The organism is Piscinibacter sp. HJYY11 (genome assembly GCF_016735515.1).
Classification (GTDB): domain Bacteria; phylum Pseudomonadota; class Gammaproteobacteria; order Burkholderiales; family Burkholderiaceae_C; genus Rhizobacter.
The window spans coordinates 963,016-975,879 of the sequence record NZ_JAERQZ010000001.1 but is presented as its reverse complement, the minus strand read 5'-3'; the positions used below and the strand labels follow the sequence as shown (position 1 = coordinate 975,879).

General features: G+C 67.9%; 10 protein-coding genes. All 10 read right to left on the bottom strand.

What is annotated here, in order from left to right; all coding sequences use genetic code 11:
• Window positions 1-4 precede the first annotated feature (4 nt).
• The gene (locus JI745_RS04385; protein ID WP_201804075.1) at window positions 5-1,648 is read right to left on the bottom strand and encodes a glycoside hydrolase family 43 protein; all 1,644 of its coding nucleotides are present in this window, start codon (window positions 1,646-1,648) and stop codon (window positions 5-7) included.
• A gap of 2 nt (window positions 1,649-1,650) precedes the next feature.
• Window positions 1,651-2,964, bottom strand: a complete 1,314-nt coding sequence (xylA, locus tag JI745_RS04380) for a xylose isomerase (protein ID WP_201804073.1) — start codon at window positions 2,962-2,964, stop codon at window positions 1,651-1,653.
• A 37-nt stretch (window positions 2,965-3,001) separates the two neighbouring features.
• The gene (gene xylB / locus JI745_RS04375) at window positions 3,002-4,471 is read right to left on the bottom strand and encodes a xylulokinase (RefSeq protein ID WP_201804072.1); all 1,470 of its coding nucleotides are present in this window, start codon (window positions 4,469-4,471) and stop codon (window positions 3,002-3,004) included.
• 18 nt (window positions 4,472-4,489) lie between these two features.
• Entirely contained in the window at window positions 4,490-5,758 is a 1,269-nt protein-coding gene (locus JI745_RS04370) for an ABC transporter substrate-binding protein (RefSeq protein WP_201804070.1), read from the bottom strand.
• An 80-nt stretch (window positions 5,759-5,838) separates the two neighbouring features.
• Window positions 5,839-6,624, bottom strand: coding sequence for an ATP-binding cassette domain-containing protein (locus tag JI745_RS04365; RefSeq protein ID WP_255545562.1), 786 nt, complete (start codon window positions 6,622-6,624; stop codon window positions 5,839-5,841).
• The gene (locus JI745_RS04360; protein ID WP_201804069.1) at window positions 6,621-7,802 is read right to left on the bottom strand and encodes a sugar ABC transporter permease; all 1,182 of its coding nucleotides are present in this window, start codon (window positions 7,800-7,802) and stop codon (window positions 6,621-6,623) included. Before JI745_RS04360 ends, JI745_RS04365 begins: the two co-directional genes overlap by 4 nt.
• 68 nt (window positions 7,803-7,870) lie before the next feature.
• On the bottom strand, window positions 7,871-8,893 hold the full coding sequence (xylF, locus tag JI745_RS04355; protein WP_201804068.1) for a D-xylose ABC transporter substrate-binding protein: 1,023 nt from the start codon (window positions 8,891-8,893) through the stop codon (window positions 7,871-7,873).
• A gap of 46 nt (window positions 8,894-8,939) precedes the next feature.
• On the bottom strand, window positions 8,940-10,211 hold the full coding sequence (locus JI745_RS04350; protein ID WP_201804067.1) for an ROK family protein: 1,272 nt from the start codon (window positions 10,209-10,211) through the stop codon (window positions 8,940-8,942).
• A gap of 112 nt (window positions 10,212-10,323) precedes the next feature.
• Window positions 10,324-11,970: an alpha-amylase family glycosyl hydrolase gene (locus tag JI745_RS04345; RefSeq protein WP_201804066.1), complete on the bottom strand. Its 1,647-nt coding sequence runs from the start codon at window positions 11,968-11,970 to the stop codon at window positions 10,324-10,326.
• Entirely contained in the window at window positions 11,967-12,857 is an 891-nt protein-coding gene (gene malG, locus JI745_RS04340) for a maltose ABC transporter permease MalG (protein ID WP_201804065.1), read from the bottom strand. The genes JI745_RS04345 and malG overlap by 4 nt, the downstream gene beginning before the upstream one ends.
• Between the last annotated feature and the right edge of the window lie 7 nt (window positions 12,858-12,864).

Genomic DNA, 12,864 nt, shown 5'->3' with positions numbered 1-12,864 from the left:
GCCGCTACTGCGGCGAATAGTCGAAGTAGTCGAAATCCGCATGCAGGCCTGAGCCGCTCAGGTCCTGGCAGGCGAGGCCGATGTAGTTGCCGGTGAAGCCGAAGCTGCGCGGGAATCCGTCGTCGAAGCGTGTGGCGTGCTCGTCCGACAGCATGGCCGCGCGCAGCGTCTCGCCGAAGGGGCGCCAGTCGCCTTCGGCCAGGGCATACGAGAAGCGCAGCGCCTCGCCTTCGAATCGAAGCTTGAGCCACACCCGCGGCGCGCTGCCGATGGTGATGGGGGCGGCCGCCTCGCGCAGCTTGCCGTGGTCGTTGACCGACAACCGCAGCACCCGCCCGCCGCGCTCCTCGTCGTGCGAGACGTGCAGGTAGGCGTGGTTCTGCGTGTTGTAGTACGCCACCAGGCCCGCCATCTGCTGGAACACCACCGGCTCGAACTCGACCACGGTCTCCGCTTCGCAGTCGAAATGCTGCTGGCGCCGCGCGAGCAGGCTCTGGTCGAAGTTGGACATCAGCGAGCAGCGGCCGACCAGGCGCAGATGGCCAGGCCGTGCGGTCAGCGAGAGCCAGCTCGCGTCGGCCGGCTCGCGCAGCGTGTTCCAGTGGCCCGAGAGGGCGCTGGAGTCGAAATCGTCACGCACCGGCTCGCGTTCCACCGGCGCGGGGGCGAGCTTGGGTGCGGGCACTTCGGTGCGCGGCGCGTTGTCGCCATGGGCGAGGCGCGGCCAGCCCTCGGCCGTCCACTCGATGCGCTGCAGCGCGGTCTCGCGGCCGAGGTTGCAGTGCAGGCCGTCGTAGCTCTCGGGGGGCGAGGCGGGCGGCTGCTCGCGCCATTCGAGCGGCCGGCCGCACAGGTGCGCCATGTACCACTCGCCCTCGGGCGTGTCGACGAGGCTCGCATGGCCGGCGCGTTGCAGCCCTGCCGGCGACTTCTGCCATGCGGTGAGCAGCGGGTGGTGCGGGCTCAGTTCATACGGGCCGTCGATGTTGCGCGAGCGCGCGATCGTCACCGCGTGTTCGTAGAAGGTGCCGCCTTCGGCGGTGAGCAGCACGTACCAGCCGTCACGCTTGTAGAGGTGCGGGCCTTCCACCACGCCAAGCGAGGTGCCGGGGAAGATGTTCTTCACCGGGCCGGTGACGCAGCGCTTCTCGTGGTCGTATTCCTGCAGCAGGATGCCGTGGAACGCGTTGTGGCCGGGCCGGTGGTCCCACTGCATGCTGAGCACCCAGCTTCGGCCGTCGTCGTCATGGAACATCGACGCATCGAAGCCGCGGCTGTGCAGGTAGACCGGCTCCGACCACGGGCCGCTCGGATGCGGCGCGGTCACCACGTAGTTCGGCGTGTCCTTGTAGCCGCCGAGCTTGCTGCGCACGTTGGTGAACACCATGTAGAACAGCCCGTCGCGGTAGCTCAGGCACGGTGCCCAGATGCCGGCGGAGTCGGGGTTGCCGCGCATGTCGAGCTGGCTCTTGCGCGTCAGCGCGTACGAGAGGTGCTGCCAGTGCACCAGGTCGCGCGAGTGGTGGATGCGCACGCCGGGCCACCATTCGAAGGTGGAGGTGGCGAGGTAGAAATCGCGGCCCACGCGCAGGATGGCCGGGTCGGGGTGGAAGCCCGGCAGCACCGGGTTCTGGATGGTGGCGCTCATGTTCAGATGAATCGGTTGAACCAGTTTTCCAGCGCCTCTTGCTTGCCGGAGCGTGGTGCCACGTCGGTGTTGCGGTCGAGCGTGCGCTGGGCCAGGGCTGCCAGGTCGAACTTGCCGTCGTGGATGTCCTTGCCGAACTGCCCGTCCCAACCGGCGTAGCGCTCGGCCACGGCGCGGGCGTGGCCGCCGTCCTGGATCATCTTCTCTGCAGCCAGCAGCGCACGTGCTGCTACGTCCATGCCGCCGATGTGGCCGATGAAGAGGTCTTCCGCATCGATCGACTGGCGGCGCACCTTGGCATCAAAGTTCAAGCCGCCGGTCGTGAAGCCACCGGCCTGCAGGATGTAGTACAGCGCGAGCGCGGTCTCGGGGATGTTGTTGGGGAACTGGTCGGTGTCCCAGCCGCACTGCATGTCGCCGCGGTTCATGTCGAGCGAACCGAAGATGCCAAGCGAGAGCGCGGTCACGATCTCATGCTCGAAGCTGTGGCCGGCGAGCGTGGCGTGGTTGGCTTCGATGTTGACCTTGACCTCCTTCTCCAGGCCGTACTGCTTGAGGAAGCCGAAGACGGTCGCCACGTCGAAGTCGTACTGGTGCTTGGTCGGCTCGCGCGGCTTGGGCTCGATGAGGATGGGGCCCTCGAGGCCGATCTTGTGCTTGTGGTCCACCGCCATCGAGAGGAAGCGGCCGAGCTGTGCGAGCTCGCGCTTCATGTCGGTGTTGAGAAGCGTCTCGTAGCCTTCGCGGCCGCCCCACATCACGTAGTTGGCGCCGTTGAGCTTCTTCGTTGCGTCCATCGCCTCCTTCACCTGCAGCGCGGCCATCGCGAAGATCTCGGGGTCGGGGTTGGTCGCGGCACCGCTCATGTAGCGGCGGTGGCTGAAGAGGTTGGCCGTGCCCCACAGCAGCTTCACGCCGGTGCGCTGCTGGTGTTCGCCCAGCACGTCGACCATGCGGCGCACGCGGTCGGTGCTCTCGCGCGGGGTGGCGCCCTCGGGGGCGACGTCGAAGTCGTGGAAGCAGTAGTAGGGCACCCCGAGCTTGCTGAAGAACTCGAAGGCCATGTCAGCCTTGGCGCGCGCGGCCTCCATCGGGTCGGCCATCTTGTGCCACGGGCGCTGGAAGCTGCCGTCGTAGCCGAAGACGTCGAAGCCGTTCCAGCAGAAGGTGTGCCAGTAGCAGGCGGCGAAGCGCAGGTGGTCTTCCATGCGCTTGCCGAGCACGACACGGTCCTTGTCGTACCAGCGGAAGGCGAGGGGGTTGGTGCTGTGCTCGCCCTCATAGCGGATGGGGGCGATGTTCTTCAGGTAGCTCATGGGTACTTCTCCGAAAGTGAGGTTCAACCCGCGGGGCTCAGGCCTGAGCGAAGAGCTCGCGGGTTGCGGCATAGAGGCCGCGGAATCGTTGGTGCCGCGCGGCGAGCGCGGCGGTGCGCGAAGTGCGCGGCATGAAGCTCTGGCGCATTGCGGGCGGGCGGCAGACCTCGGCTTCGCTCCCGCCGTCGGCCAGCCATGCGAGCCGTGCCGCGCCGAGCGCGCCGCCGGCCTCTCCGCCCTCGACGGTGTGCACCTCGACGCCCAGCACGTCGGCATGGAGCTGGGCCCACATCGCGCTGCGGGCGCCGCCGCCCACGAGCGCGAGCGAGCGCACGTCGGTGCCGGCCGCACGCAGGGCGTCGAGCCCGTCGCGCAGGCCGAAGGCCACGCCTTCGAGCACGGCATGGGCGAGGGCGCGTGCATCGGTGTCGTGCGTCATGCCGAAGAACACGCCACGTGCGTTGGCATCGTTGTGCGGCGTGCGTTCACCCGAGAGATAGGGCAGGAAGAGAGGCGCCGCGTCTCGCTCGGCGTCGGTGAGCGTCTCGGTGCGCGCCAGCAGCGAGGCCTCGTTCTCGGCGCCGACGAGCTGCGTGACCCAGTGCAGGCACGAGGCCGCCGACAGCATCACCGCCATCTGGTGCCAGCGCCCGGGCAAGGCATGGCAGAAGGCGTGCACGGCCGAGGCCGGGTTTGGACGGAAGCGGTCGTTGACGACGAAGAGCACGCCGCTCGTGCCGAGCGACAGGAACCCGTCGCCCGGCTTCACGGCGCCGATGCCGACCGCGCTCGCGGCGTTGTCACCACCGCCGCCGGCCACGAGGACCGAGGTGGACAGCCCCCACGCGCTCGCCACCTCGGGCGAGAGGCGGGCCGACACGGCGCTGCCTTCCACCAGCTCGGGCATGTGCGCACGCGTGAGGCCGGTCGCGGCGAGCAGCTCGTCGGACCACGCCCGCTTCGCCACGTCGAGCCACAGCGTGCCCGCCGCGTCCGACATCTCGCTCACGAAGGCACCCGTCATGCGCCAGCGCAGGTAGTCCTTGGGCAGCAGCACCTTGGCCACCCGCTCGAAGACGGCCGGCTCGTGCTCGCGCACCCACGCGAGCTTGGGTGCGGTGAAGCCCGGCATCGCCAGGTTGCCGGCGATCTGCGGCAGGCTGGGAAGGGCCCTCGTGAGGCCCTCACACTGCGGCGCAGACCGCACGTCGTTCCAGAGGATGGCCGGGCGCAGCACTTCTCCGATGGCATCGAGCAGCACCGCACCGTGCATCTGGCCCGAGAGCCCGATGGCGCGCACGCTGCCCCACGCCTGTGGCGCGAGCTGGCGCAGCCGCGTCACGGCCGTCTGCGTGGCGGCCCACCAATCAGCCGGCGCCTGCTCGCTCCAGCCGGGGTGGGGTCGCAAGATGCCGAGCTTGACGCCAGCCTGCGCCACCACCGCGCCGCCGGTGTCGAGCAGGACAAGCTTGACTTCCGAAGTGCCGAGGTCGATGCCGAGGTACATGCGGGTACTGCCTTCCGTTCAGCGACGCACGCGCTTCTTGATCGCGGCTTGCGCGTCGGCCAGGGCGGCCTTGATGTCCTTGTTCTGCTCCAGCACCTTGTCGAGCTCGGCATTGACGATCTCGTTGGCGACCGGGTCGTACTTGTCGACCGCGATGGCCTGGATCTTGTCGGCCGAGACCTTCCAGAGCTGGCGCGCCTTCTGGCCGCCGAAGTACTCGATGGGCTCGTTGACGAACGGGTCGGACTGCGCCTCGATCAGCGCCGGGAATGCATCGAGCTTGCGGAAGGCCTCGATCTGCATGTCCTTGTTGGTCGTCATGAACTTGATGAACTCCCAGGCCGCGGCCTTGTTCTGCGCCTTCTGCGGAATGGCGTAGAACGAGCCGCCCCACGAGGCGAAGGCGCCTGCGGGCAGCTGGGCCGAGCGCCACTGGCCCTTGGAGTCGGGCGCGAGCCAGTTGCTCAGGTGGCCGCCGAGCCAGGCACCCATCATCTGCGAGGCCACCTTGTCGCGCTTGAAGCCTTCGCCCCACTCGGGCGACCAGGCCTTGACCTTGGCGTCGATGCCCGCGCTGCGCGCGGCCTTGGCCAGCTCGAAGCCCTTCTGGAAGCGAGGCGTGTTGATGAGCGGCTGGCCCTTCTTGTCGAAGTAGATGCCTTCGCCGGCCTTGAGGCCGGAGCGGATGTAGATGTCCTTGATGTCGACCGCGTCGGCCATCAGGTAGGCACCGGTGGCGGCCTTCACCTTCTTGCCGGCCTCGATGTACGACTCCCAGCTCTTGGTGAGGTCGGCCTCGCTGACGCCGGCCTTGTCGAGCAGGTCCTTGCGGTAGAAGAGGGCGCCGGGGCCGATGTCGGCCGGGATGGCGGCGAGCGTGCCCGAGCCGCTCATCGCGAGCGGCACGGTGAACTTGGCGAACTTCGAGGTGAGCACGTTGCCGTTGTAGGGCGGCTTGCCCAGGTCTTCGAGGCCCTTCGACTCGACGAGCCGGCCGATGAAGCTCAGCTCCACGCCCATCACGTCGGGCACGGTGCCGCCGGCGGCGAGCGCGGTCGTCATCGCGGTGTGGTGGTCCATGAAGGCCAGGCTCACGAGCTTGATCTCCACGTTGGGGTTGACCTTCTTGTACAGCGGGATGGCGGCCTTGACGGCCAGGTCGAAGCTCGGGAAGGACGCGACGGTCAGCGTGGTCGTGGCCTGTGCGTGTGCGCCGAAGGCGGCCACGGCGGCAGCAGTGCCGATGACCAGGCGCTGAAGCGCGGCCCGCTTGGTCAGTGTGTGCATGGGTTGTCTCCTGTGTTCTGAAAATGACTTGAAAAAGGATGGTGGTATTGGCGGAGAACAGGCGTTTTCAAATCTGCCGGTCAGGGGCTCGGTGAAGAGCTGGTCCTGCCGGGCAGTGGTTTGCCGCCGATGATCATTCCGAGCACTTCGTCCTCGGTGACCTCGGCGGTCTTGTAGGTGCCCACGGTGCGGCCGTTCTTCATCACCGTGAGGCGATCGGAAAGGCCGAACACGTCGGGCATGTCATGGGTGATCAGGAAGATGCCCACGCCCTGGGCCTTGAGCTTCTTCACGAGCTCGTGGACCATGCGTGTCTCTTCGGGGCCGAGCGCGGCGCAGGGCTCGTCCATGATCAGCACGCGGGCGTTGAAGTACAGCGCCCGCGAGATGGCGACCACCTGCCGCTGGCCGCCCGAGAGCGAACGCACCGGCACGCGGATGTTCTTGAAGTTGGGGTTGAGGCGGTGGAACACCTCGCGCGCCGCCACTTCCATCGCATCGTCGTCGAGCGTGCGAAAGCGGGTGAGCAGCTCGCGGCCGAGGAAGAGGTTGGCCACGCTGTCGAGGTTGTCGGCGAGTGCGAGCGTCTGGTAGATCGTCTCGATGCCGAGAGCCTGCGAATCGGCCGGCGTGTCGATCTTCGCCGGCGCACCGTTGACGAGGATCTCGCCGCTGTCGATCGGGAAGGCGCCCGCCAGCATCTTCATCAGCGTGGACTTGCCGGCGCCGTTGTGGCCGAGCACGGCGACCACTTCGCCGGGGTAGACGGTGAGGCTCACGTCTTCGACGGCGCGCACGCCGAAGAAGGCCTTGTGAATGTTCTTCAGTTCGACCAGCGGCGCGGTCATGGGCATCGGCGTGTTCATGTGAGCCGCTCCCCGGTCCAACGACGGTAGAGCACGTCGAAGACGACGGCGACGATCAGCACCTGGCCGATGATCACCATGCGCTGGCCGATGCCCACGTCGAGCAGCAGCAGGCCGCTCTCGAGGAACTGGATGATGAGTGCGCCCAGCACCGAGCCGAGCACGGTGCCGCTGCCGCCCGAGAGCGCCACGCCGCCGATCACTGCCGCGGCGATCACGTAGAGCTCCATGTTCGTGCCGAGCGAGTTGGTGCCGGCGTTGAGGCGCGCCACCGAGACCACCGAGGCGATCGTGACCAGCACCGCCAGCAGCAGGAAGAGCATCAGCATCACGCGCTTCACCGGGATGCCGACGAGCAGGGCGGCTTCAGGGTTGCCGCCGATCGCGTAGACGTAGCGGCCGAAGCGTGTGCGCCGCACGATGAAGGCCATGCCCATCACCACCACGCCCCAGATGACGACCGGGATGGGCACGCCTTGCGCGGCGTCCTTGCCGGGCAGCTGATAGGCGCAGGTGACGGCCACGAAGCCGAGCAGCATCGCCACCACGAGGCCGGCGAACGCGGCGTCGAACCACAGCGGCCGCACGGTGAAGCCGTGCGCTCGCTTGCTGCGCCGGCGTGCGGCGGTGTTGAAGATCACGAGGGCCGAGAGTGCCGCACCGAGCGCCCAGCTCAGCGCGGGGCCGAGCGAGCCGTCGAGGCCGCCGCCGAGCGCGAGGAAGGTGGGGTCGGTGATCGGCTGCGTCTTGCCGTCGGCGATGAGGAAGGCCGCGCCGCGGAAGGACATCAGTCCGCCCAGCGTGACCACGAAGGAGGGCACGCCGAGATACGCGGTGAGCCAGCCTTGGTAGAGGCCGACGACGAGCGCGAGCGCCAGCCCGGCGAGCGAGGCCGGGATCCAGTGCCAGCCCGAGGTGTACTGCAGGAAGGCGATGAGCACGCCCACGCAGCCCATCACCGAGCCGACCGAGAGGTCGATCTGGCGCGCCACGATGATGAGGGCGATGGCGGTCGCGACGATGCCGACCACGGCGGTCTGCTGCGCGATGTTGTAGAGGTTTTCCGGCGTGAGGAAAGTGCCGGTCAGCACGTGGAAGACCACGGCCATGACGGCGAGCACGACGGCCATCAGAGAAAGCCGCAGGTCGAGCGCGCTGATCTGGAGGGGAAGTGACATGGGGCCGAACGAGGCACCCGCTTGCGCGGGCGCCTTTCATTCACGTCGAGGGTTGGGTGGTGATGGCCTTACTTGCAGGCGGCGGGAGCGGTGGCTGCGGCCACGCCCTTGCATACCACGTCCTTGCTGACCCAGCCAGCCTTGATGACCACGTCGAGGTTGGCGGCGGTGACGGGCACCGGTGCCAGGAACTTCGAGGTCATCGGCACCTTCTTCTCGCCTTCGGCCCAGGTGACGGTGCCGTCGACCTTCTTGCCGCCGGCGAGCGCCACGGCGGCGGCTGCGGCTTCACGGCCGAGCACGCGGGCGTCCTTCCACACCGAGACGGTCTGCGTGCCGAGCGCCACGCGGTTCAGCGCGGCATGGTCGCCGTCCTGGCCCGAGACGGGCACACCCTTGATGCCGCGTGCGGACAGTGCCGCCACCACGCCACCGGCCGTGCCGTCGTTGGAGGCCACCACCGCGTCGATCTTGTTCTGGTTGCGCGTGAGGATCTGCTCCATGTTCTTCTGGGCGTTCTCGGGCTTCCAGCCGTCGGTGTATTCCTCGCCGACGATCTTGATGTCGCCCTTCTTCAGCGCATCGGCCAGCACTTCGCCTTGGCCGGCGCGCAGGAAGTTGGCGTTCGGGTCGGTGGGCGAGCCCTTGATCATCACGTAGTTGCCCTTCGGCTTGGCGGCCAGCACGGCCTTGGCCTGCAGGCGGCCGACTTCCTTGTTGTCGAAGGTGATGTAGAAGACGCCGGGCTGCTCGATCAGGCGGTCGTAGGCGACGACCGGGATGTTGCGCTGCTTGGCTTTTGCGAGCGCCGGCACGATCGCGTCCTTGTCCATCGCGAGGATGATCAGCGCCTTCGCGCCCTTGGCGATCAGGCCGTCGACGTCGGCCAGCTGCTTCTCGGGCGAGCCGCCCGCATCGGCGCTGATGTAGTTGGCGCCCAGCTTGGAGAGCTGTTCCTTGATGGCGGCCTCGTCGGTCTTCCAGCGCTCTTCCTGGAAGTTGGACCAGCTCACACCCACCACCGTTTGCGCGGCAGCGAGTGTTGAAAACGTTGTCAGAGCAGTGGCAAACAGTGCGTGGGTGAATTTCATGTTGTCTCCGTGCGTGTGTGATGGCGCCGAGGCGCGCTTTTGGGGATCAGGTGACGGGCCTCGGCCCGTCGGGGTCGGTCTCGAACCCGTGCCGTGACACGGATTCGAGAATCTCTGCGGACTCGTCCAGGCGCTGCAGCACCAGCGACGCGGCGCCGCGCGCCCAGGTCTCGTCGCCGCGGTGATGCACCACCAGCAGGTCGCGCTGGCGATGGGGAAGGGCCAGCGCTTCGTTCATCGCGCGCTGCAGCGAGTCGAAGAAAAGCTCGGTGCCTTCCTGCATGCCGTCGAGCATCACGAGCTGCGGCGCGAGCAGGTTGACCATGTTGCCCATCCAGCGGCCGAGCAGCTCGCCTTGTTGTTCGAAGATCCGGCGTGCCTGCTGGTGGCCTGCGCGGGCCTTCTGTGCCAGCTCGACATAGGCGGTCTCGATCTCGCCCGAGCCCAGCTCGCCCGCGGGCAGCAACCCGGCCTCCTGGCCCTGGCCGACCACCGCGCTGTGCGCCACGTAGGCTTCGAGGCAGCCGTGCTTGCCGCAACGGCAGGCACGCCCGTCGGGCACCACCTGGATGTGGCCGAACTCGGCCGCAAGGCCCGAGTGGCCGCGGAAGAGTTCGCCATCGAGCACGAGGCCGAGGCCCAGGCCGTGCTCCAGCGTGACCACGGCCACGTTGGTCAGGCGGGCGGCTTCGCCGAACCACTGCTCGGCGAGCGCCAGCATGTTGGCGTCGTTCTCGATCATGACGGGCACGCCCAGCGCGTCGGTGAGCGGGGCGGCGAGCGGAGCCGACTCGTCCTTGCGGCCCGGCTTGAGCATCGGGGACCAGTGCACCTCGCCGCGTAGCGAATCGACCATGCCTGGCACCGCCACGCCCACGCCGGCGAGGCGCTGGCGCACCTGCGGGTCGGCTGCGGCGAGGCAGGCCTTGATCTCCTTCACCAGCCGCTGCAGCAAGGCGGCCTGCGTGACGGGCGCGGAGATCGGCACCTTCAGGGTGTCGCGCACGCCGCCGGCAAAGTCGACGAGGGCGAGGGTGATCTGGTGCATCGACACCTTCACGCCCACCACCCAGGCGAAATCGGGGTTCACCGCCAGCTCGCGCTCGCGGCGGCCACCGCCGAGGGAGGGCCGCGCGCCGACTTCCATCAGCGCGCCACTTTCCAGCAGGCGGCGGGTGAGGGACGACACGGCCGGCTGGCTCAGCCCCGTGGCCTGGCCGATCTCGGCGCGCGACACGGGCGAACGCCCGAGACGCACGGTGTGCAGCACCTGGTAGAGGTGCAGCAGCGAGATCTGCTTGGACTGGAGACGGGTCATGGCCGCGGGTTCACGCGTTCGAAACCGGGATGGCTCCGAAAACATGGCGGCATTTTATTTCGGCGAACTATTTCTCCATGGGGGCTTACCCTGAACGCCGTTTCTGCTGGTTTCAGCGAACGGCTTCGAGCAGCACCCAGTGCTGCGCGTTGATCGCCACGCGGCCATTGCTCACGACCGCCGTGTTGCCGGAGTAGGCATCGCGCACCGTGCTGCCGTCAGGGAAGACGTCGCCCACGACGATGTGCTCGGCGCCGGTGGCGTCCATCGCGACCACCACACGGTCGCCGCTGACCGCATCGATGCGGCTGAAGGTGTACGGCTTGTCGGCGAGCTTCTGATGCGCGCCGCGGGCCACCGCAACATGTGCGCGGCGGAACTGGCCGAGCTTGCGCCAGTGCACGAGCAGGCTCGTGTCGACGTTGCCCCAGTTCATGTCGGAGCGGGTGGCCTGCTGGGGGTCGCTGGTCGGCGCGGGGCCGGGCAGGCGACGCGTCTCGTCGCCGTAGTAGATCTGCACCGCGCCGGGCGCGAGCATCAGCCAGGCGGCGCCGTCGGCGAGCCGCTTGCGGTCGAAGAGCTCGGTGTCGTGCGACGACAGGTAGCTGAGTGCGTTGTAGCCCGGCCGGCCGCCGAGCAGGCTGGCGTAGCGCGCATAGAGCTTTTCGGGATGCGCATCGCGCAGCGCCGCGTTCTGGAAGTCGAAGTTGATGAGCGCGTCGAAGCCGCTGTCGTGCAGCGGGTCGCGCTGCGGGCCCTTGCCCCAATCTTCGCCGACCATCCAGAAGGGCTCGTCGTCGATCTTCTTGTCGGGGTTGGCCTTCTTCCAGTCGGCGAGCGCTTGGGTCGCGGCGACTTTCAGCTCGGCCCACGCGGCCGGCTCGACGTGCTTGACGGTGTCGGCACGGAAGCCGTCGATGCCGTACTCGCGCACCCACTCGGTGAGCCACGCGACGAGGTAGCCGCGCACGGTGGTGTCGCGCAGGTCGCGCGCGCGGGTGCCGGGCTTTTCGCGCAGGAACTTGGGCAGCTTCACATGCGCCGTGCTCTCGGTGCGGAAGTCGGGCAGGAAGGCCAGCTGCTTGGTGAGCTCGTCGCGCCCGCCGTCGAGGTAGCTCGGCAGGCCGGCGCGCACCCAGTCGCGGCCCCACCAGTCGGTGAAGGCGAAGTTGTTGTAGTCGATGAACGAGTGATAGTTGGCGAGCGTCGCCTTCTCGGAGCCCGGCCACAGCACCCGCAGGTTGAGCTCGCGCGCGGTCTGCAGGTCGAGGTAGCCCGGGTGGTTCATCACCACGTCGAAGAGGATGCGGATGCCTTGCGCATGCGCGGTGTCGACCAGCTCGCGCAGGTCGGCCGGCGTGCCCATGGACTTGTCGAGCACGGTGTAGTCGAGCGCGTAGTAGCCGTGGTAGGCGTAGTGCTTGAAGGCCTTGTTGCCGCCGATCACCCAGCCGTGGATCTGCTCGTAGGGCGCGGTGATCCAGATCGCGTTGACGCCGAGTTCGCGGAACCAGCCTTCCTTCAGCTTGGCGGTGAGGCCTTTCAGGTCGCCGCCGTGGAAGGTGCCCACGTCGTCTTCGGGCTTGGCTTCGCGGGTGCGGCCGTAGGCGTTGTCGTTCGACGGGTCGCCGTTGAAGAAGCGGTCGGTGATGACGAAGTAGACGATCGGGTTGTCGGCGAAACGCGCCGGGCCAGGCGCGGTCGGCGCCGTCAGCAGCAGCACCGGCACCAGGGCCAGCAGCACCGCCAGGCGCCTCATCCCTTGATGCCCCCGGCGGTGAGGCCCGAGATCATCCAGCGCTGCGCGAGGATGAACACCAGCGTGATCGGCAGGCCCGACAGGATGGCCGCCGCGGCGAAGTCGCCCCACAGGTACTTCTGCTCATAGAGGAAGAGGTTGGAGCCGACCGCGAGTGTGAGCTTGGCCTGCTCGTTGAGCAGGATGGAGGCGACCGGGTACTCGATGATCGCGCCCACGAAGGCGAGCAGGAACACCACCATCAGGATCGGCAGCGCCATCGGCAGCAGCACGATGCGGAAGGCCTGCCAGGGTGTGGCGCCGTCGACCTTCGCCGCTTCTTCGATCTCGGCTGGGATGGTGTCGAAGTAGCCCTTGATGGTCCACACGTGCAGCGCGATGCCGCCCGAGTAGGCGAGCAGCAGCGACCAGTGGCTGTCGATCCCGAAGGTCGGGAAGACGTTGCCGATGCGGTCGAAGATGGCGTAGATGGCCACCAGCGCCAACACGCTCGGGAACATCTGCACCAGCATCAGGCCGGTGAGCGAGGCCTCCTTGCCGCGGAACTTCATGCGTGCGAAGGCGTAGGCGGCGGTGGTGGAGAACAGCAGCGTCACGAGGCCGGTGAGCGCGGCCACCTTCACCGAATTCCACAGCCAGCGCAGCACCGGGAAGGTGGGCTGCACCAGGCTGCCGTCGGGCGCGGTGTACGAGAAGCCGAGCGCAAGCGTCCAGTGTTCGAGGCTGATGCGATCCGGGATCAGGCTGCCGGTCGCGAAGTTGCCCGGCCGGAACGAGATCGACAGGATCATCAGGAACGGGAAGATCGTGACGATCACGAGCCCGATCAGGAAGGCATGCGCCAGCAGCACGCGCCAGCGCTGCGATTTGGCGACGACGATGGCCATCGTGTTG

What these genes read in the sequence shown, in the direction of transcription:
- JI745_RS04385 (WP_201804075.1), bottom strand. Translation starts at nt 1,648, where the DNA reads ATGAGCGCCACCATCCAGAACCCGGTGCTGCCGGGCTTCCACCCCGAC.
- xylF (WP_201804068.1), bottom strand. Translation starts at nt 8,893, where the DNA reads ATGAAATTCACCCACGCACTGTTTGCCACTGCTCTGACAACGTTTTCA.
- JI745_RS04360 (WP_201804069.1), bottom strand. Translation starts at nt 7,802, where the DNA reads ATGTCACTTCCCCTCCAGATCAGCGCGCTCGACCTGCGGCTTTCTCTG.
- xylA (WP_201804073.1), bottom strand. Translation starts at nt 2,964, where the DNA reads ATGAGCTACCTGAAGAACATCGCCCCCATCCGCTATGAGGGCGAGCAC.
- JI745_RS04345 (WP_201804066.1), bottom strand. Translation starts at nt 11,970, where the DNA reads ATGAGGCGCCTGGCGGTGCTGCTGGCCCTGGTGCCGGTGCTGCTGCTG.
- JI745_RS04365 (WP_255545562.1), bottom strand. Translation starts at nt 6,624, where the DNA reads ATGAACACGCCGATGCCCATGACCGCGCCGCTGGTCGAACTGAAGAAC.
- JI745_RS04370 (WP_201804070.1), bottom strand. Translation starts at nt 5,758, where the DNA reads ATGCACACACTGACCAAGCGGGCCGCGCTTCAGCGCCTGGTCATCGGC.
- xylB (WP_201804072.1), bottom strand. Translation starts at nt 4,471, where the DNA reads ATGTACCTCGGCATCGACCTCGGCACTTCGGAAGTCAAGCTTGTCCTG.
- JI745_RS04350 (WP_201804067.1), bottom strand. Translation starts at nt 10,211, where the DNA reads ATGACCCGTCTCCAGTCCAAGCAGATCTCGCTGCTGCACCTCTACCAG.
- malG (WP_201804065.1), bottom strand. Translation starts at nt 12,857, where the DNA reads ATGGCCATCGTCGTCGCCAAATCGCAGCGCTGGCGCGTGCTGCTGGCG.